Annotated in this window: 21 protein-coding genes; 11 read left to right on the forward strand and 10 right to left on the reverse strand. The window is 43.7% G+C overall.

Annotation, left to right across the window (positions count from 1 at the left end; all coding sequences use genetic code 11):
• Window positions 1-85: 85 nt before the first annotated feature.
• Window positions 86-1027: a hypothetical protein gene (locus QGN29_RS14190; RefSeq protein ID WP_310798535.1), complete on the forward strand. Its 942-nt coding sequence runs from the start codon at window positions 86-88 to the stop codon at window positions 1025-1027.
• A 2-nt stretch (window positions 1028-1029) separates the two neighbouring features.
• Window positions 1030-2301 carry a glycerate kinase type-2 family protein gene (locus QGN29_RS14195; RefSeq protein WP_310798536.1) on the forward strand — a complete coding sequence of 424 codons (1272 nt, stop codon included), beginning with the start codon at window positions 1030-1032 and terminating at the stop codon, window positions 2299-2301.
• Window positions 2302-2491: 190 nt separating this feature from the next.
• Here QGN29_RS14195 and QGN29_RS14200 read toward each other — a convergent pair whose 3' ends face one another.
• Together QGN29_RS14200 and QGN29_RS14205 are read right to left on the reverse strand one after the other, a co-directional pair.
• Window positions 2492-3328: a sugar phosphate isomerase/epimerase family protein gene (locus tag QGN29_RS14200; protein ID WP_310798537.1), complete on the reverse strand. Its 837-nt coding sequence runs from the start codon at window positions 3326-3328 to the stop codon at window positions 2492-2494.
• Window positions 3329-3359: 31 nt separating this feature from the next.
• Window positions 3360-4274: a sugar phosphate isomerase/epimerase family protein gene (locus tag QGN29_RS14205; protein ID WP_310798538.1), complete on the reverse strand. Its 915-nt coding sequence runs from the start codon at window positions 4272-4274 to the stop codon at window positions 3360-3362.
• Between the two features lie 141 nt (window positions 4275-4415).
• Between QGN29_RS14205 and QGN29_RS14210 the strand changes: the two genes are divergently transcribed.
• From QGN29_RS14210 to QGN29_RS14230, 5 genes are read left to right on the forward strand one after another with little or no spacing between them, the layout of a single operon-like run.
• Window positions 4416-5660 (forward strand): nucleoside permease, encoded by a 1245-nt coding sequence (locus tag QGN29_RS14210; RefSeq protein WP_310798539.1) that lies wholly within the window; start codon window positions 4416-4418, stop codon window positions 5658-5660.
• A 2-nt stretch (window positions 5661-5662) separates the two neighbouring features.
• A complete protein-coding gene (locus tag QGN29_RS14215) occupies window positions 5663-6661 on the forward strand; it encodes a LacI family DNA-binding transcriptional regulator (RefSeq protein ID WP_310798540.1) in 999 nt (332 codons plus the stop codon).
• Between the two features lie 26 nt (window positions 6662-6687).
• Window positions 6688-7218: a gluconate 2-dehydrogenase subunit 3 family protein gene (locus QGN29_RS14220; protein WP_310798541.1), complete on the forward strand. Its 531-nt coding sequence runs from the start codon at window positions 6688-6690 to the stop codon at window positions 7216-7218.
• 10 nt (window positions 7219-7228) lie between these two features.
• Window positions 7229-8923 carry a GMC oxidoreductase gene (locus QGN29_RS14225; RefSeq protein WP_310798542.1) on the forward strand — a complete coding sequence of 565 codons (1695 nt, stop codon included), beginning with the start codon at window positions 7229-7231 and terminating at the stop codon, window positions 8921-8923.
• Window positions 8923-9690 (forward strand): 3-keto-disaccharide hydrolase, encoded by a 768-nt coding sequence (locus QGN29_RS14230; RefSeq protein ID WP_310798543.1) that lies wholly within the window; start codon window positions 8923-8925, stop codon window positions 9688-9690. Before QGN29_RS14225 ends, QGN29_RS14230 begins: the two co-directional genes overlap by 1 nt.
• A gap of 56 nt (window positions 9691-9746) precedes the next feature.
• Here the strand turns inward: QGN29_RS14230 and QGN29_RS14235 are convergent, their stop codons facing one another.
• From QGN29_RS14235 to QGN29_RS14245, 3 genes are read right to left on the reverse strand one after another with little or no spacing between them, the layout of a single operon-like run.
• Window positions 9747-10823 (reverse strand): glycoside hydrolase family 5 protein, encoded by a 1077-nt coding sequence (locus tag QGN29_RS14235; RefSeq protein WP_310798544.1) that lies wholly within the window; start codon window positions 10821-10823, stop codon window positions 9747-9749.
• A 12-nt stretch (window positions 10824-10835) separates the two neighbouring features.
• On the reverse strand, window positions 10836-12197 hold the full coding sequence (locus tag QGN29_RS14240; protein WP_310798545.1) for a GntP family permease: 1362 nt from the start codon (window positions 12195-12197) through the stop codon (window positions 10836-10838).
• 6 nt (window positions 12198-12203) lie between these two features.
• Entirely contained in the window at window positions 12204-13187 is a 984-nt protein-coding gene (locus QGN29_RS14245) for an SMP-30/gluconolactonase/LRE family protein (RefSeq protein ID WP_310798546.1), read from the reverse strand.
• An 87-nt stretch (window positions 13188-13274) separates the two neighbouring features.
• Here QGN29_RS14245 and QGN29_RS14250 point away from each other — a divergent pair, with 87 nt between their 5' ends.
• The gene (locus QGN29_RS14250) at window positions 13275-13763 is read left to right on the forward strand and encodes a gluconokinase (protein WP_310798547.1); all 489 of its coding nucleotides are present in this window, start codon (window positions 13275-13277) and stop codon (window positions 13761-13763) included.
• On the opposite strand, the gene QGN29_RS14255 is transcribed toward QGN29_RS14250, so the two are convergent.
• The 4 genes from QGN29_RS14255 to QGN29_RS14270 all read right to left on the reverse strand — a co-directional run bounded on the left by QGN29_RS14255 (window position 13749) and on the right by QGN29_RS14270 (window position 18261).
• Window positions 13749-15446: a GMC oxidoreductase gene (locus QGN29_RS14255; RefSeq protein WP_310798548.1), complete on the reverse strand. Its 1698-nt coding sequence runs from the start codon at window positions 15444-15446 to the stop codon at window positions 13749-13751. The genes QGN29_RS14250 and QGN29_RS14255 overlap by 15 nt on opposite strands.
• Before the next feature lie 9 nt (window positions 15447-15455).
• Window positions 15456-15998: a gluconate 2-dehydrogenase subunit 3 family protein gene (locus QGN29_RS14260; RefSeq protein ID WP_310798549.1), complete on the reverse strand. Its 543-nt coding sequence runs from the start codon at window positions 15996-15998 to the stop codon at window positions 15456-15458.
• Window positions 15999-16410: 412 nt separating this feature from the next.
• Entirely contained in the window at window positions 16411-17376 is a 966-nt protein-coding gene (locus QGN29_RS14265; protein WP_310798550.1) for an NAD(P)/FAD-dependent oxidoreductase, read from the reverse strand.
• A gap of 105 nt (window positions 17377-17481) precedes the next feature.
• Complete coding sequence (locus tag QGN29_RS14270; RefSeq protein WP_310798551.1) at window positions 17482-18261, reverse strand: ThuA domain-containing protein; 780 nt, start codon at window positions 18259-18261, stop codon at window positions 17482-17484.
• A 188-nt stretch (window positions 18262-18449) separates the two neighbouring features.
• Between QGN29_RS14270 and QGN29_RS14275 the strand changes: the two genes are divergently transcribed.
• Entirely contained in the window at window positions 18450-18869 is a 420-nt protein-coding gene (locus QGN29_RS14275) for a hypothetical protein (RefSeq protein ID WP_310798552.1), read from the forward strand.
• A 62-nt stretch (window positions 18870-18931) separates the two neighbouring features.
• Here the strand turns inward: QGN29_RS14275 and QGN29_RS14280 are convergent, their stop codons facing one another.
• The gene (locus tag QGN29_RS14280; protein ID WP_375164612.1) at window positions 18932-20026 is read right to left on the reverse strand and encodes a tryptophan halogenase family protein; all 1095 of its coding nucleotides are present in this window, start codon (window positions 20024-20026) and stop codon (window positions 18932-18934) included.
• 61 nt (window positions 20027-20087) lie between these two features.
• Here QGN29_RS14280 and QGN29_RS14285 point away from each other — a divergent pair, with 61 nt between their 5' ends.
• Window positions 20088-20414, forward strand: coding sequence for a hypothetical protein (locus QGN29_RS14285; RefSeq protein WP_310800037.1), 327 nt, complete (start codon window positions 20088-20090; stop codon window positions 20412-20414).
• Between the two features lie 30 nt (window positions 20415-20444).
• Window positions 20445-21368, forward strand: a complete 924-nt coding sequence (locus QGN29_RS14290) for a polysaccharide deacetylase family protein (RefSeq protein ID WP_310798555.1) — start codon at window positions 20445-20447, stop codon at window positions 21366-21368.
• Window positions 21369-21406: the final 38 nt, after the last annotated feature.

Below are 21406 nucleotides of genomic sequence, written 5' to 3' on the forward strand. Positions count from 1 at the left end.
TGCGCTTCTCAATTCACTATCGAAAGCATTTGGGAAAGCTGTTGCGTTGATATTATTCTTTGAATAGACTTTTGAGATGAAACACATGCTTGAAAAATTACCGAAGGATCTGACAAAAAAGGTCGGTTCCTTATTACAACTCGCCATGATCTGCAGCCTATGCTTTTATGTGTTTTCTAAATTATCAACCATGGGCTGGGAGACGATATTTAACAACTTACCAACCCATCCTCTTTTTTACTGCCTCTTTGCGATCAATTTTATTTTATTACCGCTCAGTGAATCCTTCATATACAGGAGACACTGGCTGACCCTTTTTTCGGCTCCTCAACGTTTTCTCCCCGCTCTAATGCGCAAGCAAGCCTTAAATGATGTTGTTTTAGGTTACAGCGGTGAAGCTTATCTATATTTTTGGGCTCGCAACAATGTCAAACAAGATCATAAGCTATCAGCTTCATTGATAAAAGATAACACACTCCTCTCTGGCGCGTCGTCTTCTACTCTGGCTTTATTCTTCCTTATCGGCTTTTGGCTTATGGGCGATTTTGATGACCTCTTGAACACCTTGCCAGAAGGAGTTGAATATGTTGGCGGTGTCATGATCTTTAGCATTATGATCGTCATCCTTCTCCTCCTCTTTGGCCGCCGCCTCCTTAAAATTAAAGCGCCCGAAATTAGTAGAATTACTAGCATTCATATAGGCCGCCTTATACTATTCGAAAGTCTGCAAGTGCTGCAGTGGTCTTTGATACTTCCTGAGGTTCCTCTTGCCGTATGGGTTGGCTTTGTAACAACAAAAATGATGATTACACGCATTCCTTTTACGCCCAATAAGGAACTCATCCTCTTAGGCTTAGCTGTATCACTGGCAGATTTCGTTCCCTCTCCAGAGGCGGCCGTAGCGGGCATCTTTTTAGCCAACACGCTTTTGAATCAGCTCTCAAATACTGGCGTATTCATCCTTATGTATTTTTCAGGCTTTAGAAGTCAGAAGGAACTTGAAGCCACATCCCCAAAGGACTCATAGAGGTGCAAATCACTCGCAAAACCCTTCTCTCTTTATATGAAACAGCTGTTACAGCTGTTCACCCAACACGCTGCCTTCCCTCTTATATCCCCTCCCCCATAAAAGGGCGAACTCTGGTTGTTGCAGCAGGCAAAGCCTCCGTACAGATGGCTGAAGTTTTTGCAAATGCGTATAAAGGCCCATTCGAAGGGCTTCTCATCAGTCATTATTCGCCAGACCCAACTTTATCGGTTCTTTCACAGTTTGAGCAAATTACAGCGAGCCATCCTATTCCAAATGCCGCTGGACAAAGCGCAGCCATAAGAGCTCTAGAGCTTGCTACGTCCTTGAAAGAAGGGGATCGTCTTATTGTTTTGCTGTCTGGGGGGGCTTCTGCCTTATTACCAGCCCCGTGTCAGGGCATTTCACTAGAAGACAAAATCAAATTAACCCAGCAACTTCTTGCCTGCGGTGCATCCATTCAAGAGATTAACACAGTTAGGCAGCATTGCTCAGAGATCAAAGGCGGCCGGTTAGCATCACAAGCCGCTCCTGCAGAGGTGCTCACTCTGGCAATTTCAGACGTGGTTGGTGATGATCCCGTCTATATCGCCTCGGGTCCAACCCATCACACTCTGACACCCAAAAACTCTGTTGAAAAGATCTTGAATAACTATCAAATCTCTCTTCCTTCTGCAGTAAGAGACGCAATTTTAGAGCGGGAAATTTCCCATTCAAAAAATGTGAATACGCACTACTCTCTTATCGCGAGTGCACGCGTTGCCCTAAACGCCGTTGAAGAGCAGCTTCGTCAGCTAGGATATACGATCCACAATCTGGGATATGATCTGAAGGGCGATGCTATTGAAACAGCAACAGAACATGCCAATCTCATCACCTATCACATCGCTAAGAAAAAGGTCAATCTCAGGGAAGGAAACCTAAGGAAACCGATCGCTTTTATCTCAGGCGGGGAACTCACTGCTATCTTAGGTCCTGCAACTGGAAGAGGCGGCCCAAATACAGAATATCTTCTAAGTCTCTACAGCCAGCTGTCTATCAACAATCCATACTATGCACTCGCCTGTGATACTGACGGTAAAGATGGCACCGGTGAGGCGGGGGCACTTTTAACACCTGACCTTGTAGAAACAATTAAGACGCAAAAGCTTAACGCCTCACAATATATTAAGCACAAAGATAGCTATACATTTTTTGATGAGATTGACGGTTTAGTTATAACAGGGCCAACAGACACCAATGTGAATGACATTCGAATTATTCTCGTACATTAGTTATAAAAGCAGTGACCTGACAAGGCCTCGTGAATCAGGGATACCCTCTTGTGAGGACGACACAAGGATTAGTATCTCTTCTTTGACGCAGGGGCGATAAAGAAGCCGCCGAAATATTCTGCCGATCATATCGGCAGTCTATTGGCACTAATCCTTGCTCTGCCCTCCTCCCACAGAGTAGCAGGGGCCGTTAAAAAGTTAAATTTCTCAGGTGTTTAATAGAGGAAGCAATGCTTGCCATAGCATCTGAAGGATTATCGTGCTCGACAAAATAATGCTTCAATCCGGCTTTCTTAGACGCTTGGAAAACCGTCTTAAAGTCAATAGTCCCTTTTCCAACACTGACCATTTGATTGTCAGCGCTTCTATCTTTTACATGTACCGCAGGGACCCGTCCCGGATAGCGATTGATATATTCAAGGGGATCAACGCCTGCAACAGCGCACCAATAAAGATCAAGTTCCAATTGAACAAGATCTGAATCTGTACTTTCTAGAAGCATTTCATAGGGCACCACACCATCGACTGTTTCAAATTCAAACTCATGATTATGGTAAAGCATTTGCATGCCAGCAGCCTTGGTACGCTCAGCAACCTTATTAAGTTTCTCAAATACACCTTTATAGCCATCAAGAGTACGTAACTGTGGCGGCAACCACGCTAGAACCACATAGTCATGCCCTACCTCAGCTGCATAATCTACAAAGGAATATGGGTCCTTAATGAAAAGATTTACATCCATATGAGCTGAGGGAGCTGTTAACCCATTGTCTTTTAAAATCATGCTAAAGTCTTTGGCGCTTTTCCCAAAATAACCTGCTGTTTCAACTTCATCAAAACCAAGGGCGGCGATCCCTTTTATAGTTTTCTCAACACTCTCGGCCATAAGGTTTCTAACTGTATAGAGTTGAACTCCAATTTTTTTCAGCTTTTCATGATGTCCTGCGAGAGCTGAATTTGGCATAGCTAAAGCCGTTGCTGCTGCTCCTAAGGAGGCTATAAACTGCCGTCTCTGTATTTGTGTCATGTGGGATCTCCCTCCGCTCTATAAATCAGTATTACTTCATGAATTGTCTTAAGTGTTGGCCGCTCTCAATAATTGCCTGCTGGCGACGCTCTAGCGATTCTTCATAATCACTATCCTCCACCTCGATACAAAAATATCCATCAAAGCCTTTTGCGTATAAAGCCGCGACATATTCTTCCCAGTCAATATCACCGCGTCCCGGTATTCTTGGGTCATGATATTCAAGAGGGTTTGCCATTGTTCCAACCTCATCGAGACGGTCATGATCAACTTTAACGTCTTTTGCATGAGCATGATGAAAACGGTCCATAAACTCATCCAAGGGCTTCAAGTGATCCATCTGCATCCAAGCTAAATGGGAAGGATCATAATTTAAGCCGAAATTCTTTGTGGGAAATTCTTTAAACATGCGGCGCCAAATTTGTGGGCTACGGGCTAAATTCTTGCCGTTTGGCCATTCATCATCAGTGAAATACATGGCGCAATTTTCTATGCCAATCTTTACATCTTTCTTGTAAGCATAATCAAGAATCGGCCCCCAGATTTTTTTAAATCGTGGCCAATTTTCATCAATTGTTTTCTGCCAGTCATTACCAATGAAAGTTGTCACCATATTGATCCCCATCTGAACAGAAGCATCAATCAGTTTATAAAGGTGATCCACATAGACTTGTGATTCCTCCTCGTCAGGGCACAAAGGGTTTGGATAATAACCAAGCGAGCTTATTTCCACCTCTTTAGAACGTGCATATTGAACATAATAATCAGCCTTTTCTGCTGTAAAGTCACTGACATCAATATGTGTAACGCCAGCATATTTGCGCTCAGCATCCCCCGGAGGCCAGCACATGACCTCAACACAGTCAAATTTATTCTTTGCTGCAAAATCTATGACTTCTTCAAACGACATGTCGTCTAAAATTGCACTGACAAACCCTAACTTCATCCTATTGCTCACTCTCTAATTTCCCTAGAGTTAATGTAACCGGTTACATTTTTACTTGTCAAGCCTTTATACAAAGAGTAGTCTCTGCACAGGGAAATTTCTTAAAGAAGGCCATTGCCTACTTTAATTGGAGGGAAAATTATGAATTCGAAACTTTATGCTCAACTCAGCACTATGATGTTCTTACAGTTTTTTATCTGGGGCGCATGGTTTGTTACTCTAGGAACTTATCTTTCAGGGATTAATTTCAGCGGGACAGATATTGGCACAGCCTATCTGATGAATAATATTGGCGCTATTATCTCTCCCTTTTTTATTGGCATGGTTGCTGATCGGTATTTCGCAAGCGAAAAAGTCATGGCTGTCTTGCATCTCGTGGGCGGCGTAACGCTATATTATGTTTCAGACATGACAACAGCAGGTTCAATCATTCTTGGACTTCTTTTTTATAATGCCTGCTACATGCCGACTTTAGCACTGGTCAACACAGTGTCTTTTAATCAAATGGAAAGCCCTGACACTCAATTTCCTAGAGTGCGTGTTTGGGGAACAGTGGGCTGGATCGTCGCAGGTCTTGCCATTACATTCATTCTTGCTAATCGCATTGACAATGTTGAAGCGACGTCTGTCCCCATGAAAATGGCTGCTGCCGCTTCAATCCTTCTTGGATTATTTAGCTTCACACTGCCCAACACACCAGCCTCTAATAAGGGAGCATCCGTTACAATAAAAGACATCCTAGGGCTTGATGCACTAACACTTCTAAAAGATCGCTCTTTCGCTATTTTTGCACTTTGCAGTCTATTGATCTCAATCCCGCTTGCCTTTTATTATGCTTTTACAAACCTCTATCTCAACGAGATTGGAATGGAAGGCGTTGCGGCCACCATGAGCCTAGGACAGGTTTCTGAAGTTGTCTTCATGGTCCTGATGCCGTTTTTCTTCCGTCGTCTAGGGGTTAAATGGATGCTTTTAATCGGCATGTTAGCCTGGGTTGTTCGATATGCTTTCTTTGCAGTCGGCGATATGGATGGACTGGCTTGGATGATATACGGTGGAATTCTCCTTCACGGCATTTGCTATGACTTCTTTTTCGTCACAGGACAAATCTATGTGGACAAGAAAGCCGACAAGAAAATTCGTGCCAGCGCCCAAGGCTTTATCGCTTTGATCACTTACGGTGTAGGCCTGGCAATTGGGTCTAGCCTTTCGGGCCGTGTGGTGGATACTTTCACTACAGACGGTGTCAAAGACTGGGTCTCTATCTGGTGGGTGCCTTGCATACTCGCTGCCCTAATCGCCCTACTTTTTGCCCTTATCTTTAAAGATGAAAGTGCTTCTGAAAGCGATACTGGCAATGAGGCTTCATCTGAAGCACAGGCATAATTATGACTACGATCCGACAGGTTTCTAAGTTGGCTGGGGTTTCAGTAGCTACTGTTTCCCGAGCCCTTCAGAAACCCGACATGGTTTCTGAATCGACCCGAAAAAAAGTCATCACGGCGGCTGAGGAAGTCGGTTATCAACCCAACATGATGGCTGTCAAATTTAGAAACAAGAAGTCATTTGCTATCTTGGTTTTGGTTCCTGATGTCTCTAATCCGTTCTTTTCAAAGATTATTAGCGGCATTCAAACCCAGGCGAAGAAAAAAGGCTATAATGTCATCTTAGGGAATACAGCCAACGATTTGGCAACAGAACAAGAATTAGCCAATATGGTCTTTACCAACCAAGCCGATGGCATTATTCAGCTTGCAGCGCGCAATCCACTTATCGATAACATCCGTCATGCAACAGTCCCTATTGTTAATATTTGTGACTGCGTCACCGACGGCAGCATGCCAGTCATAAGACTGGATAATAATGGCGCCGCAAAAGCCATTATTTCTCACTTTGCCGATTTAGGGCATAACAGAATTGCAGCCATTATGGGACCAGATGGCAGCCCCATTACTGAGCAACGCCTAAGTGGCTACCTTGACGGCCTTAAAGAACAGAAGATAGACATAATCGAGTCTCTTATGGAGCGTGGTGATTATTCGATGGAATCTGGTGCAATTGCTGCTGGAAAACTGCTCGCTCATGAAGTAAGGCCAACTGCAATTTTTTGTTTTAATGATGAAATGGCGATCGGCGCAATTCACGAAATTCGTAATCAAGGTTTAAGAGTGCCTGATGATATCTCTGTCGCAGGCTTTGATAATCTTAATTTCTCGAGATTTATGGACCCGCCGCTCACAACCATTCGTCAACCTAATGCTCATTTTGGACAACATGCTGTAGAAATGCTTTTTGAGATGATTTCACAACAAGGACAATCCGTGGAAAGCTTAACTCTCCCTTACGAACTGATTGTAAGAAAAAGCACAACGAAAGCAAAACCATAATCCTTAACGATTAGAAAGGACAATCAATGATTACTCGTAGAAAGGCACTTGTAGGTTTAAGCGCCCTCTTAGGCGTTAGTTTAACGCCTCAATCAATTGCCGCGACTTGGACTGCTGTTCAGGGAGAGACCTACGAATCTTTCCTCACAGAAGAGCAAAAAAAGGCGCTTAGAACTACGTGTGGTCATATGATCCCTACAACAGAATCGCCCGGCGCACTGGATGTTAAGGCTCCCGAGTTCATCGAGCATCTATTGTACAACTGGGCAAGTACGGAAAGGCGCACTGCTCTCGTAAACGCCATTGATTTACTTGTAGATCAACGGATGGCATCTGGGACAATCCGTCAATTGGGCACCTTAGATAAAAACGCCTACTCAGAAAGCGGTCCTCTCTCAGTGGAAGAGAAGAACCAATTTCGTGAGTTAAAGGGATTAATTTTAGCAAGTTATTACAGCAGTGAGGCTGGTGCTAGTGAAGAGCTGGGCTATGAATATGTCCCTGGGCCTTTCCAAGGGGACATCGCTTTATCTGACATTGGCAAAGCGTGGTATTAAGGAGGCGGTCATGACTGAAGAATTTGATGCGATTGTTGTTGGATCTGGTGTTTCTGGTGGTTGGGTTACTAAAGAATTATGTGAGAAAGGATTGAAAGTCCTTCTTGTTGAAAGAGGCCGCCAAGTTGAACATGGTGTTGACTATCCAGGTGAAGGCCGTGCCCCTTGGGAGTTTGATCTTCGAGGCCGCCTGAAAGAGGAAGAGGTTGAAGAAAATCATGAGATCCAAAAAAAATGCTATGCTTTTTATGATGGGACTAGTCAGTTTTTTGTGAATGACAAGGAAAACCCATACGAGCAGGCCAAAGATGCGCCTTTCGATTGGATCCGAGGGTATCATTCTGGTGGTAAATCCCTCTTATGGCACCGCCAAAGTTACCGCTGGGCTGCTAAAGATTTTGAGAGTAACAAGAAAGATGGATATGGGTGTGACTGGCCTATTAGGTATGACGACCTTGCCCCGTGGTATGACTATGTGGAAGAATTTGCTGGCATTTCGGGAAACAAAGACGGTCTAGACAATCTTCCTGATGGCGTTTTTCAAAAGCCTCATGAATTTACAGTCCTTGAAAAATTTGCAAAAGAAAAAATTGAAGAGAATTTCCCGGGACGAAATTTAATTATGGGCCGCTGTGCGCATCTGACAGAGCCGACCGAAGAACAAATGGCGTTAGGGCGCGGTCTCTGTCAAAGCAGAAATGAGTGTCAAAGAGGCTGTAGTTGGGGTGGGTATTTCTCTTCTTTGAGTGCCACTTTGCCTGCAGCTAAGCGAACGAATAACCTCACAATGGTCCATGATAAAATTGTGCATAGTGTTATCTATGATGAGACAACAAAAAAAGCATCAGGTGTTCGTGTTATTGATAGCAATACAAAGGCTGGTGGTACGTATAAAGCAAAAATGGTTTTCCTTTGTGCCTCGACAATTCCAACAACTCAAATTCTGCTTAACAGCAAGAGTGAAACTTTTAAAAACGGCATTGCAAACAGCAGCGGTGTAGTGGGACGTTATTTAATGGATCATATCTTCCACTTTGGAGCAGATGCATCCCACTCCGGCTTCACAGATAGATATTATAAAGGGCGACGCCCGACAGGCATCTATATCCCGCGATATGTTAATTATGGTGACGATGACAGAGACTTTCTCAGAGGTTATGGCTTCCAAGGCGGCTCTTCAAGAACAACCTGGTGGCGGGGCAATTGGCAAGAAGGCGTCGGCGCTGACCTTAAAACCTCTCTGAAGCAGCCAGGGAAATGGCGAATGCATCTTGGAGGATACGGTGAAATGCTTCCATACGAGGACAATACAATAACACTGACAAATAAAACAGACAAATGGGGCATTCCAATATTAAAGATCGACTGCACGCTCCGTGAGAATGAGAAAAAAATCATGAAGGCTGCAGCGGATGATGCCGTGGACATGCTGACTCAAGCAGGTTTTGAAAATGTCCAAGGTCGCTACAATCTTGCAGCACCAGGATTGAGTATTCATGAAATGGGGACCGCACGCATGGGCAGAGACCCCAAAACTTCGGCTCTCAATGGATGGAACCAGGCCCACGACATTGATAATCTTTTTGTAACAGACGGTGCCAGCATGGCTTCCAGTGCTTGTCAAAACCCATCGCTTACTTATATGGCGCTCTCAGCTCGTGCAGCAAATTATGCCGTTGGGCTTCTAAAAGAAGGAAAACTCTAATGATTCGTACATCCTTAACAGTCGGACTATTCCTTGCCAGCCTCACTAGCGTCACTGATGATTCATGGGAAAGTATTTTTAATGGGAAAGACCTCAGCGGGTGGACAGTAAAAATCAAAGGATCAAAAGTTGGCGAAGACCCCTATCAGACATTCTCTGTTCAAGGCGGAGCCATAACAGTTACTTATGATAACTACACACTTTTCAAAAATAGATTTGGCCACCTCTTTTTCATGGAAAATCTGTCCCATTATAAACTCAAATTAGACTATCGCTTTACAGGCGATCAAGTAAAGGACGGTGAAGGTTGGGCCTATAGAAATAGTGGCGTTATGTTGCACGGCCAGCACCCTGAAAGTATGGCAGTGGATCAAGATTTTCCTGTATCTGTAGAGGTGCAATTGCTTGGCGGCAATGGCAAAGATAACCGATCCACAGCCAATATTTGCACACCGGGCACTCATGTTGAAATTGAAGGAAAACTTGAAAAGAACCACTGTATAAATTCAACTTCAAAAACCTATCACGGCGACCAATGGGTTCATCTTGAACTAGAAGTAAAGGGCGGCAAGGTGATCCGGCATAGCATAAACGGAGACAAAGTCTTTGACTATGGAGGGGCTGTCTTAGATTCGACAGATCCTGATGCCAAGCGATTGATTGAAAACGGTTTCCCTCTATCTTTGTCCACTGGCTATTTCTCATTACAATCGGAAAGCCATCCCGTTCAATTTAAAAATATATTCCTCAAGCGATTAGACAAATAGCGTTTCTTTTTCGACTGAGATGACGAAGGGGCTTTCTATCAGAAAAGCCCCTATTACTATTTCTCGAGTAAGACATCTCGCATTGCTGGAATTGGTTTGCCCTGATCGTCAACAAAACCAAACGCCTTACTTTTATAATTCCAATTTGCAGAAGAGATATGGTGCTCTCGGAAAATTTCCATCATATCCTTATACCAAGCCAATCGATCTTTCTCAGAGACAGTGAAGAAGACACCATATTCTCCGCAGTAGAGAGGCAGCCCTAACTTTTTGGCCTTCGCCAATGGCTTTTCCATCATTTTGAGTAAAGTCTTTTTATCGAACTTCTTACCCACATAGTCTTTTACAATACCCTGCTGCTCTGAAGGAAGAGCGTTAAAATCCTTCTTCTTTAAGATCGGGCCAGGATAATTCACAGGGCCGTCATAGGGCTTTAAAAAAGTCCAGGGCGTTTTATAATGACTTAAGAGAAAAGGTTCGTAAAAGTGATAGCTCAAGATGATTTTTCGATCATTTGGAATTTTAAGCTCATCAAACGTATCTGCTGATTGCCAGCGATTTGACCCAATCACAATCCAGCGATCCGCTTCTAGGGATCGGATTTCAGAGAAGACTTTTTGTACCAGCTTATTCCAATCTTCTGGATCGTCAGCTACTGGCTCATTCATTAGCTCGTAGACAAGTTTATCTGTTGGATAGCTTTTTAACTCTTCAGATAAGTCCCGCCACAAATTAATAAATTTCTCTTGTTCATTTAAATCTGTCCAAAGAGGTTTCTTTTTGGCATTAAAATGATGCGATCGCAAAATATGAAGATCAATAACAACTTTTAAATCATGATGTAAACTCCACTTGATAACATTGTGCATAAGTTGAAAGGCCACTGCGTCCTTCTGACCATCTTCAAACCACATTTGTTTTTCATCAATTGGTAACCGCACATGATCAAAGCCAAGAGACGCAATGTAAGCAATATCTTTCTCAGAGAGAAAGTTTCTTCTATCTTCCCCTGTTCTTGAGGTTTGCGAAATATAGTGAGCGAGGTTGGTGCCTTTTCCAAGGATCACTTGATCATTAGCCTGAGATAAAAAGCTGAAGAGACAGACACTAAGAATGAGGACTAACTGTTTCATAGATCGAGCTCCTTAAACGATAAAATAAAGGATTAACAATGTACCAAAACCAGCTAAACTCACAAGGCTAGAGCTCACTGTCCAAGTCTTGGCCGTTTGAACGGGAGTTAGATTAAAATACCGACTTACTAACCAGAACCCACTATCATTTACATGAGAAAAGCCTGTTGCTCCTGCCGCGATCGCAATCACAAGCATTGCTGTTTCTTGAGGGCTTAAGGTAAAGGAGGAGAGAAGCGGTGCCATGAAGCCTGCGGCTGTTATCATCGCAACTGTTGCTGAGCCTTGGGCAATACGAACCACTGCGGCAATAATATAAGCGGCAACGATGGGAGCGAACCCTATAGAAATAATAGAATCCGCGATAATTGTTCCCGCCCCCGTATCAATCAGAATTTGCTTAAAAGCGCCCCCAGCACCAGTGACCAATATGATCACTCCTGCAGGCTCCAATGCCCTCTCTATAGCTTTTTTAAAATCATTTTTCCCTTCAAGCGTCGTTGGCCTAAACAGCTGATAAGCTAAAGCGCAGCTCAATAATAGGGCTGCAAAGGGGTGACCTAAAAATAAAATCACATCAAAACCAACCCCGGAAAGTTTCATCATTTTTATCAGGCTCGCCCCCAAAATTAGCCCCATAGGCAGGGCAATGATGAATAGACATTTTCCGACTAAATTATAAGAGCCGGGCTCGTCTTTTGAAACACTCGTCTCAAGCTGTCGGTTTTCTTCTATTGGAGGCAACCATTTTATTTTTTCTGCGAATCTCACCCATAACGGACCAGCCACAGTGACAGCAACTAGACCAGAAATAAATCCATAAAAGATCACTAAACCGATTTCCGCGCCGAGCAAATTGGCAACAGCAATCGGACCAGGTGTCGGGGGGATAAAAGCATGGGCTGTTGCTAATCCAGCTAGGAGTGGTAAGGCCAGATACATGACAGGTTTTTGAATTTTCTGAGCCAAAGCAAAGAGGATCGGGGCAACAATAATCAAAGCCACATCAAAAAATACTGGAATAGCAATGAGAAGGCCTAAAAAGGCAAGCACCCAATCCAACATAGTCTTAGGTGTCTTGGAGGTGACAAAGTTAGAGAGCTGTTCTATTCCACCGCTTTTGTGAATAAGAACCCCAAGCATAGATCCGAGACCTACGACCACAGCAATGAACCCAAGTGTTCCACCCATACCATTTTGTACGGCTGAGAGGGTTTTATCCACACCAAGACCAGCCAGCAACCCAGCTAACAAACTTGCTGTCAACAAGGCTGGAAAGGGTGATATCCGAAAGCGAATAATCATTACCAACAGTATGATTACCGCTAAAACAGTTGATAGAACGGCCCTATGGTTTATAAAAAAATCAATCATAATGCCTTACCACCCTTTGACTTTGGTCTGAACTTTCAACAACCTGCCTTGTGCTGCAATAAACAGGGTCTGCCCATCCTCGCCAAAGGCACAATTTGCAGATAAACTCTCCAGGCGAATTTGGCCAAGCGGTTTACCTTCTGGAGAGAGAATAAAGACACCCCCAGGGCCGGTAAGAAAGATATGCCCTGAGGTCGCAATTGTCATACCATCTGGCATACCTTTCAACCCTGACTCAAGATAACTTTTCATATCAAACAATAGCTTCTTTTCCTGAACTTTCCCTTCTTCAGACAATCTATAACCGTATAAGTGCGGCGTGTTAGGATCAGAGACAGCCACGTAAAGCATTTTTTGATCAGGAGAGAGAGCCACACCGTTGGGAAAAGACAGGTCTTTATCTATGACTGAGGTTTGCCCATTGTTCCCATGATAATAGACACCGCTGAAATCAATCTCTCTTAAAGGTGAAGTTAAGACACCTTCTAACCCGTAAGGTGGATCTGTAAAATACAGCCCCCCGGACTGGGTCGGTATAATATCGTTAGGGCTATTAAATTTTTTCCCCTTATAGGTCTCAACAACAGCTGATCTCTCTAAGGTCTTTAGATTAAGAATTTCCACACGGCGGAGACCATGGTTAGCCATCATGAGACGATCTCCTCCTAAATAATACAGACCATTTGTACCTGGTTCTCGAAAGCCTGCAGCCTGGCGAGGATCAATCCCACTTGGATCAAGAAAAGGTGTTACGCCCTCAGTTGTCGACCACTGATAGGACCGATTTTCTGGTACATCTGAAAAATATAACTTCTGCCTTTTTTTGTCCCATGCCGGGCCTTCAAGCCACCGATGGCCTTTAGACAAAGTCATAATTGATGCCTCGGTATCTATGACTTCATTCAATGCTGGATCAAATTGAATTATTCTATCTTGAGCACTGATCGATGGACTAAAAAATACGATAATTAAAAAGACAAATCTAGCCATGCCCTCTTCTCCCTATAATCCTTATTTAAAGCTTGCCAACTTCTATTTTTGTTTGCACACTCCCGTTCAAAATACAAAGGAAAGCCAATGATTTTGATCGTTATGGGTGTTAGCGGCACTGGGAAATCCACTATTGCCCAAGCGCTTTCTCAGGCCCTTACCATCCCCACACTAGAAGCCGATGATTATCACCCTCAAATGAACATCGACAAAATGTCTGCCGGTATCCCGCTAACTGAAAAAGATCGCCTACCCTGGTTGCAGGCCCTCTCAACAGAATTAAAAGACTGTGATCAAAAACAACAATCAGTCATTCTCGCTTGTTCCGCTCTGACAGAAAAGTCTAGAGACATTTTGCAGGGCACTCTTTCTTCAGTCACTTATATTCATCTAACAGGATCCAGAGATCTCATCCTCAGCCGTATGGCCTCTCGATCAGATCACTTTATGCCAACGTCACTTCTAGACAGCCAACTCGATACGCTTGAGCCCCCTATTGAAGCAATCAAGGTGGACATCTCCCAGTCTATTGACGAGATAACCACCTTCATTTGTTCTTCCTTAAATGGCGCCTGATTTCATCAACTTATCAGCATGGTCTGCAGCTCTAGCCGTCAGAGCCATGAACGTAAGAGATGGATTTTGGCAGGCCGTTGAGGCAAACGCAGCACCATCTGTCACAAATAAATTTGCCACATCATGAGACTGGTTGTAGCCATTGAGGTAACTCGTTTTAGGGTCATGTCCCATACGAGCGGTCCCGACTTCGTGTATAGCGTTTCCAACTTTAGGGGGACCATTCCACCCTGTAACATTTTTAAAGCCAGCAGCCTCTAAAATGTTAATCGCTTGAACTTTCATGTCCTCTTTCATCTTTATCTCATTCTCACCGTAGGCAGCCGAAATTGAAACCACAGGCATACCTAATGGATCTAATCGCTTATCATTCAGTTCAATCTTGTTATCATAGTTAGGAAGCATCTCACCAAATCCGACAATAGACATGCCCCAAGAGCCTGGGCTTTGGATAGATTTTTTAAAGTCTTCTCCAATGCCCTTTTGGCCCCAACTGCCTTGCCATCCACCGCGACTGGCACCCCCTTGATAACCAAAACCACGAATATATTCATCCGTCTGTTCTGTCACATTCATAAAGCGTGGAATATACAAGCTGGTCGGGCGACGGCCTTTATAGTAAACATCTTCATAGCCATCCATACGTCCAGCAGCCCCAGACCCTGCCACATGATCCATCAAATATCGACCAAGAACACCACTTGAGTTTCCGATACCATTTTCAAAGGTTTCGCTTCTTGAATTTAAAAGGATCTGCGTCGTTGCAATTGTAGAGGCACACATAAAGACAACACGAGCCTTAAAGGTCTTTGTCTCCTTGGTAATAGTATCAATAACCTTAACCCCCGTCGCTTTCTTAGTTTTGGGATCGTAAGTAACACTATGCGCAGTTTTATTTGAAAGCAGGGTTAAATTCCCAGTCCTCTCCGCTGCAGGCAGCGTCGCAGATAAGCTTGAAAAATACCCGCCCCAAGAACACCCGCGCTGACACTGATCTCTTGATTGACAAAGGCCACGTCCCAGTGCCATCTGCTCTTCAGTCGGCTCTGTTAAGTGAGCACAGCGGCCAATAATTAACTTGCGAGAGCCTTTATAGGCTTTCTCAAGGCGCGCCTTAGCATCCTTTTCAACAATATTCATCTCATGTGGTTTTTGATAAATACTATCTGGCAATTGCGGTAAATTTTCTACTGAGCCGCTGATCCCTGCAAATTTCTCAACATAGTCGTACCAAGGCTCAACATCTTTATAACGAATTGGCCAATCAATGCCGTGACCGTCTTTTTTATTAGCTTCAAAATCCATCTCGCTAAACCGATAACTTTGACGGTGCCATAAGACAGATTTCCCGCCGACTTTGGAACTTCTAACCCACTGAATTGGCTTATCTTCAGGAAATTCATATGGGTTTTCACGGTCATTGAGAAAGTGATGCTTTGTATATTCGTTAAAAGCATAACATTCGCTGTTAGTTTCGTAATCTCTTTTGGCTTCGTCTTCATTGACCTGGCCGCGATTAGGCATGTCCCAAGGGGGCGTAAATTCTGTTTTATACTCGCCGTGGGTTAGATCTCCCCCACGATCAAGCACCAATGTTTTATAGCCTTTTACAGTAAATTCTTTAGCCGCCCAGCCACCGGACATACCGGAGCCTACAACAATGACATCAAATTCTTCAGACATAGTATTTCCTTAAGTCGACCAAGTTTTTGGATAATCAGCGAGTGCCACCTGATGATAGGGCCCTGGCACTGGGTCATAGGCAAGCTCTTCTTCCGCCCCGATTTGAGACGTATAATAGCCCATAACAGTGAACTGCTTGGTATATTTATAAAAGTTCGTAATAGGTTTTTCGGCATACATTCGATCATCCAGTTTCGCTACAAGCTGTGTTTGCTTCTTCAAACTCATCTCAAGAAAATTCGGATTTTCTTTCTGAAACACTTTTAAAAGTGCTTTATAGCCTTTTGCTTTCTCTTCTGAATAGACTGAGGCGAATAAGTGATCGATAAAAAATCCGACACCTGCTTTTTCGGCACCGCCTGTCTCAGTATCGGGTATTATGATATCAGCAATCTTAGTGACAACTTCAAACTCTGATTGAGTTAAAAACTTAAGGGCCGAGGGCCCATCAAATGATAAATAGGCTTCATAAGCTGATCCAGCCTGGGCAACAGCTTGCGAGCCCATCAAGGCTGTTAGGCCCATTAAAAATTTACGTTTCGTGATCTTCATTTCACCACATCCTTATGTATTATAAGTACAATTTCCATATGAGTTGAGAGATACAAACAAACCCGACGCAATCACACTCTGTGCCTGACCCCAGACATAAAAAATCCTTTCCGCAAAAGGCATTTAAAACACCCCGCAGATAAGGACCATGACCGTATGCACTATAGCATTATACGTCGAATATTTTCATTCCCCTGGAAATCTCTTTCCCCGCCTAATAAGACTACTTTCCAACTGGATGAAAAGCAGGGTCTCCTCCCCCTTGCAATTCAGCATCTTATTAAGCTTCAGCGCTATGATACACATATAATGTAAGCGTTTACAAGTCATTTCCTGACTATTTTTTTCATCGAAAAACTGTAAATAAACACGCTCATTCAATCACAGAATATCAAGCTCTAATAAGTGAGAGTTAAAGAGAATATGCCAGCCGATACCCGGACAGAAAAGCCTTCTCGACCTTGCCGCCTAGGCACCAATCTCCAACAGCATATAAGGGCAAGTCATTATGCTGCCAAAAGTCCTGACCAAGCGGACTTGTCACAGCCGCATAACGCCAACGATGGACCTGACTGTGACCCACTGAGTGATATGAAACTTGAAGCAAGTTTTCCACTTCAGTGAGCATGGTGCCTTTGACATCATTCAGGTCTTGCTCTTGCATTTTTTCCGCCCATATATTCGTTGATTGTACTATCAGAGACGAGGGCGAGCGACGACCTGGCTTCCGAGAATTGACTGCTATCCATCCAAGTAAATTCTCTTCTACTTTCGCCCCATCAAACTCAGGGAGGGGTAGATTTTCACCCCCAAGCATAAGACTAATACAGCCCTGCATGATAACGGAATTGAACACCCTCTTGTCGTAAATATAATTGGAACATAAATCGAGAAACTGAGGCAGAGGAATCGCTGAGATCACTTTATCATAAGGGCCATAGGATTTTCCAAGCTGATCAGTCAGTGTAAAGCCTTCAGAGGAACGATACTCAATGCCTTGAATATTTATTCCAAGGGTACAGCAAAGCTCTTTAGCCATCTCTTTGCAGAGGCTTGTCATTTTATCGACGCCTACATATCGAGTGCCTGCGCCGTGATAGGGGGTGAAAACACCCCCCTTAATGGTCACAAATTGACCCTGCCATTCTGAGACATAGGGAGAAAATATTTTCTTTTCCAAGAAGGCTTTAAATTCTGGAGAATTAACCGTAAAAAATTGAGCGCCGTGATCGAATTGATAAGGGGGCGCATGACGCGTTGACATACGCCCACTCACGCCCCTTGCTTTCTCAAACACTTGAACCGAATACTGGCCTTTCAAATGATGAGCCGCTGTTAATCCAGACAAGCCAGCCCCAATGATTGCAATTGTCTGCATCCAGAAATTCCTTATTATTCCGCTTACACTAGGGTCATCTTGATAGGGTGATTTTTCAGCCCCCAATCAGCGGCCTACCCAACTCAATCAACCGTGGAAATGCGTTTACAGTCCTTTACCAGTGGCGGCCCAGTAAATCCCTCCCAGAACGTGCTGAAGAAAGATTGGATTGGTATAGTTTTGCGGCGTATGCCCTAGTGCTGTGTAAAAGGAGCGACCTCCATCAAAGTTATGATACCAAGATATAGGATGAAATTTACCCATCCCCTTCCCCCTAGCGGGTTGCCCCCAATAGGCCTCAGTGTCATATGAGCTTTCGTCCACTGTCAGCAAATAGGTAAGCCCTTCAACAGCTTCTTCACTAAAATCATACCATTCGTCCGTCCATAGAATTTCATCAGGGAACAAGGACATACCGGGGAATTTACGTGTTACAACCTTAAGCTTTGCTGTCTGAGTTTCTGGATGTGTCACAAAATGGCGCCCAATTAACTTTTGATACCAAGGCCAATCATATTCAGTGTCTGACGCCGCATGAATACCTACAAACCCCTTACCAGACCTGATAAATTTCTCCATAGCCGCTTGTTGGTCAGCATTAAATATATCCCCTGTAGTCGAAAGAAAAACGATCACATCAAAGGATTTTAAAAAGTCATCGGTGATCCGATTACTGTCTTCGTGCCATTCAAGGGTGAAATCATGATTTTTAGCCATTAACTTTAATGCTGACACGCCGTCATGAATAGTTTCATGGTGCCACCCAGCTGTCTTTGTAAAAAGCAATACTTTAAACTGCGAAGCGCTCGCAGGCATAGTAGACCCGATCATCATAACGGTTGCTGCAAGCCAATATTTGATGACAGTCGGTGTAAATCTCTTCATTCTTTATCCCCTTCTCACTCATAGAACCCTCAGCTAAGGATAAGGATTATTCTTTCTATGTAAATTTGTATTTTTGAATAGGCTGGGAAAAACTGCGTTGAAAAATTTGACGTGACAAATTTTTCATTGTTAAACTTAAGATTATCTAGGGACAACACTACCCCTTCTACGTGGGAAAGGAATGAGCAATGAACAGACTGAATACAATGAGCCTAACTATTCTTGCGCTCTGCGCCTTTCTCGGGTCGCTTTGTACGATCACATCGCCGATTGCTGCGGAGGAGAAAGAATATCTTACGGCTTATATTGTGGTAACTGTTCCTGAAGGCACACCGGATGTGTTTATTACAGGCAATCTTGAATTTTTCGGCCCTTGGTGGGCAGATAAAGTTATTATGCATAAGGATGCTAACCGCAGAATTTATCAGATGGAAGTCCCGAAATATTTTCGAATGCAGTATAAATTCACCCTCGGGGACTGGAAGCATGAAGCCATTAAGAAAAATGGCCGAAAATATAAGAATTTCAAAATGAAGGTGACGAAGAATAATCAAGTTTTCCAGCATACCGTTGACGATTGGTCAGGCGAATGGAAAAAAGCTCAGTAATCTGACCATCTCATACTAAATACGCCTTTCACACCCTTCAAAAGAGGCATTGTGGTTTTTAACTATGACTGCACTTCTGGAGCCATTGCGCAATTTTGGGCAATAAAATCAGACTGACTTGGCATTGTCTCCACTGAACGGTCGATTACAGACTTCACGTTTTGTAGCCGCCGATCAATCTCTTCTTCGCTGTGGATATCGACAAGGGGATGATAGCCTGAAGGCCGAATTCCCTGTCCGTTTAAGACAGCCAGCCAACTTACGTCATTGAAGAGTTCATCATTTTCTCTAAATATCCGCCCACTGGCTTTGTAAATATCAATTTTATCCTGCAGAAAAGAAGGGATTTCCATCTGTTTGCAGTAGCGCCAAAACTCGCTATCTTCCCGCTCTGTCGCTTTATAATGCAAGATGAGAAAGTCTCTAATCCGATCATAATCCCAATGAGTTTGTTCATTATATTTATCTATGGTGGATTGATGAAAGTCCCGGTCAGGAAATAAGGCGAGAAGCTTCGCTATGGCTGCTTGAATTAAATGTATGCTCGTGCTCTCAAGGGGCTCCATAAATCCAGATGACAATCCTATAGCAACACAGTTCTTATGCCAGAATTTATTCCTTTTTCCTGTTGTAAAAGGGATCACCCTTGGCTCTGCCAAAGGCTTACCCGGTAAATTATTCATTAGGATAGATGTGGCCTCATCTTCACTCATATAGTCAGCGGCAAAAACATGCCCATTGCCTGTTCTATGTTGCAGCGGAATACGCCATTGCCACCCAGCTGAATGTGCTATGGACTTTGTGTAAGGTTCTGGCGCGCGCCCTGTTTCACTGGGCACGGCTACTGCACGATTGCAGGGCAACCAATGGGTCCAATCTGTATAACCTGTCTTGAGCGCCCCTTGAATAAGCAGTCCGCGCGTTCCCGAACAATCAATGAATAAATCACCATCGATTTTCGCCCCTGATTTTAAAGTGACAGCTTCAATAAAGCCATTCTCTTTGCTTGAAGCAACAGAATCGACCATACCTTCAGTTCGCCTAACTCCGCGATCCTCTGCATATTCTCTTAGATATTTAGCATAAAGGCCAGCATCAAAATGAAAGGCATAAACGATATTAGATAAAGGAGAATTTCCTGCATTCACAGGCCGCATAAACTTCCCCTTTTTTGCGGCCATGCAGGCTAGTGAATATTCTTGAAGGTCTGGCGCCTTATTGAAAAATACAGTTTGCCTTATTGAAAATATGCTGGACCCAGAAGCCATCGTTATCGGCGGTTCAGCGCCCCCACTTCTAATAAGAACCATTCTTGATCACATGACAGCCCTCCCCGCTTCTGTCCGCGGAGGCATGACCCCTGATCATGACAGAATTCTAATTTCAGAACATCAGGGGGATAGTTCTATTCTTGGAGCGGCTGTTTTGCCAATTTATAAAATGCTTTCACCGCTCTATGATGTTTTGCTTCAAGGCGATAACGCCAAACAGAAAAGGTCGGATATACTGGGGCACAGGTCTATTACCGGCGCTGGTCGATTATAACTTCTAACTTATGCCACATGGAGACATTTAATGAGACTCACCCTGATCACCATCCTTTTGCTACTCATCTCAGAGTCTGTATACAGCGATGACGTTCGTCAAAAAAGAATTGTCCTGAGCTATGATGACGCCCCCATGAGCGGCACACGATATTATTCAGGAGAAGCGCGAACAGCACAGCTGATCTCTTCCCTACGAGAAGCAAAAGCAGGGCCTGTTCTTTTTTTCGTGAATACAAAGGGAATAGAGAAGCTTGACAAAGGCATGGCTCGGTTAAAGTCATATGCAAAGTCTGGGCATTTGCTGGCAAACCACACCCATTCTCACCTATATGCACATAAAGCCTCTGTCTCTGATTTTTTAGAAGATATTGATAAAGCTGAGGCCCATTTATCCACCTTACCCAATAACCGTCCATGGGTCAGGTTTCCGTATTTAGATGAAGGACGTTTTCCTGAAAAGATTGCCCAATTGGCTAGAGGGTTAGCGAGCAGAGGTTTGTCCAATGGTTATGTGACTGTTGATACGTATGACTGGTACCTCAATGACCTTTTTCAAAAAGCCCTAAGGGATGGTAAACCTATAAACCACGATATTCTTCGCGATCTATATGTCCGCCTGTCTCTTGAAGCAGCAGAGCATTATGATAAAATTTCTTTATCAACTTTGGGCCACTCCCCTATTCATGTTTTGCTACTACATGAGAATGATCTAGCGGCTCTCTATGCCAAGGATTTGGTTCTTGCTCTGCGAAGAGCCGGTTGGCAAATCATGCATCCTGACGAAGCCTATAAAAATCCTCTGCCGGCACCCACAACACTTCATACATCACAGGGGCGCTTAGCTGCCCTTGCCATTGACAAGGGCATGGCTCCTAAAAAAACTGCGCATTGGAGCATCATTCAAACTGCGATAGATAACGAAATTGAAACACTGGGTGCATTTAAAAAATAAAACGCTTGAAAAGCCATGAATGCAAAGGGCAATGTTTA

Origin of the sequence: Temperatibacter marinus (assembly GCF_031598375.1) — a bacterium.
GTDB lineage: Bacteria > Pseudomonadota > Alphaproteobacteria > Sphingomonadales > Kordiimonadaceae > Temperatibacter > Temperatibacter marinus.

Excerpts from the sequence above, each read along its gene's own strand:
- QGN29_RS14265 (WP_310798550.1), bottom strand. The coding sequence starts at position 17,376 with ATGCAGACAATTGCAATCATTGGGGCTGGCTTGTCTGGATTAACAGCG.
- QGN29_RS14250 (WP_310798547.1), top strand. The coding sequence starts at position 13,275 with ATGATTTTGATCGTTATGGGTGTTAGCGGCACTGGGAAATCCACTATT.
- QGN29_RS14290 (WP_310798555.1), top strand. The coding sequence starts at position 20,445 with ATGAGACTCACCCTGATCACCATCCTTTTGCTACTCATCTCAGAGTCT.
- QGN29_RS14210 (WP_310798539.1), top strand. The coding sequence starts at position 4,416 with ATGAATTCGAAACTTTATGCTCAACTCAGCACTATGATGTTCTTACAG.
- QGN29_RS14220 (WP_310798541.1), top strand. The coding sequence starts at position 6,688 with ATGATTACTCGTAGAAAGGCACTTGTAGGTTTAAGCGCCCTCTTAGGC.
- QGN29_RS14190 (WP_310798535.1), top strand. The coding sequence starts at position 86 with ATGCTTGAAAAATTACCGAAGGATCTGACAAAAAAGGTCGGTTCCTTA.
- QGN29_RS14235 (WP_310798544.1), bottom strand. The coding sequence starts at position 10,823 with ATGAAACAGTTAGTCCTCATTCTTAGTGTCTGTCTCTTCAGCTTTTTA.
- QGN29_RS14280 (WP_375164612.1), bottom strand. The coding sequence starts at position 20,026 with ATGCGGCCTGTGAATGCAGGAAATTCTCCTTTATCTAATATCGTTTAT.
- QGN29_RS14275 (WP_310798552.1), top strand. The coding sequence starts at position 18,450 with ATGAACAGACTGAATACAATGAGCCTAACTATTCTTGCGCTCTGCGCC.
- QGN29_RS14270 (WP_310798551.1), bottom strand. The coding sequence starts at position 18,261 with ATGAAGAGATTTACACCGACTGTCATCAAATATTGGCTTGCAGCAACC.
- QGN29_RS14255 (WP_310798548.1), bottom strand. The coding sequence starts at position 15,446 with ATGTCTGAAGAATTTGATGTCATTGTTGTAGGCTCCGGTATGTCCGGT.
- QGN29_RS14230 (WP_310798543.1), top strand. The coding sequence starts at position 8,923 with ATGATTCGTACATCCTTAACAGTCGGACTATTCCTTGCCAGCCTCACT.
- QGN29_RS14205 (WP_310798538.1), bottom strand. The coding sequence starts at position 4,274 with ATGAAGTTAGGGTTTGTCAGTGCAATTTTAGACGACATGTCGTTTGAA.
- QGN29_RS14240 (WP_310798545.1), bottom strand. The coding sequence starts at position 12,197 with ATGATTGATTTTTTTATAAACCATAGGGCCGTTCTATCAACTGTTTTA.
- QGN29_RS14260 (WP_310798549.1), bottom strand. The coding sequence starts at position 15,998 with ATGAAGATCACGAAACGTAAATTTTTAATGGGCCTAACAGCCTTGATG.
- QGN29_RS14215 (WP_310798540.1), top strand. The coding sequence starts at position 5,663 with ATGACTACGATCCGACAGGTTTCTAAGTTGGCTGGGGTTTCAGTAGCT.
- QGN29_RS14200 (WP_310798537.1), bottom strand. The coding sequence starts at position 3,328 with ATGACACAAATACAGAGACGGCAGTTTATAGCCTCCTTAGGAGCAGCA.
- QGN29_RS14245 (WP_310798546.1), bottom strand. The coding sequence starts at position 13,187 with ATGGCTAGATTTGTCTTTTTAATTATCGTATTTTTTAGTCCATCGATC.
- QGN29_RS14225 (WP_310798542.1), top strand. The coding sequence starts at position 7,229 with ATGACTGAAGAATTTGATGCGATTGTTGTTGGATCTGGTGTTTCTGGT.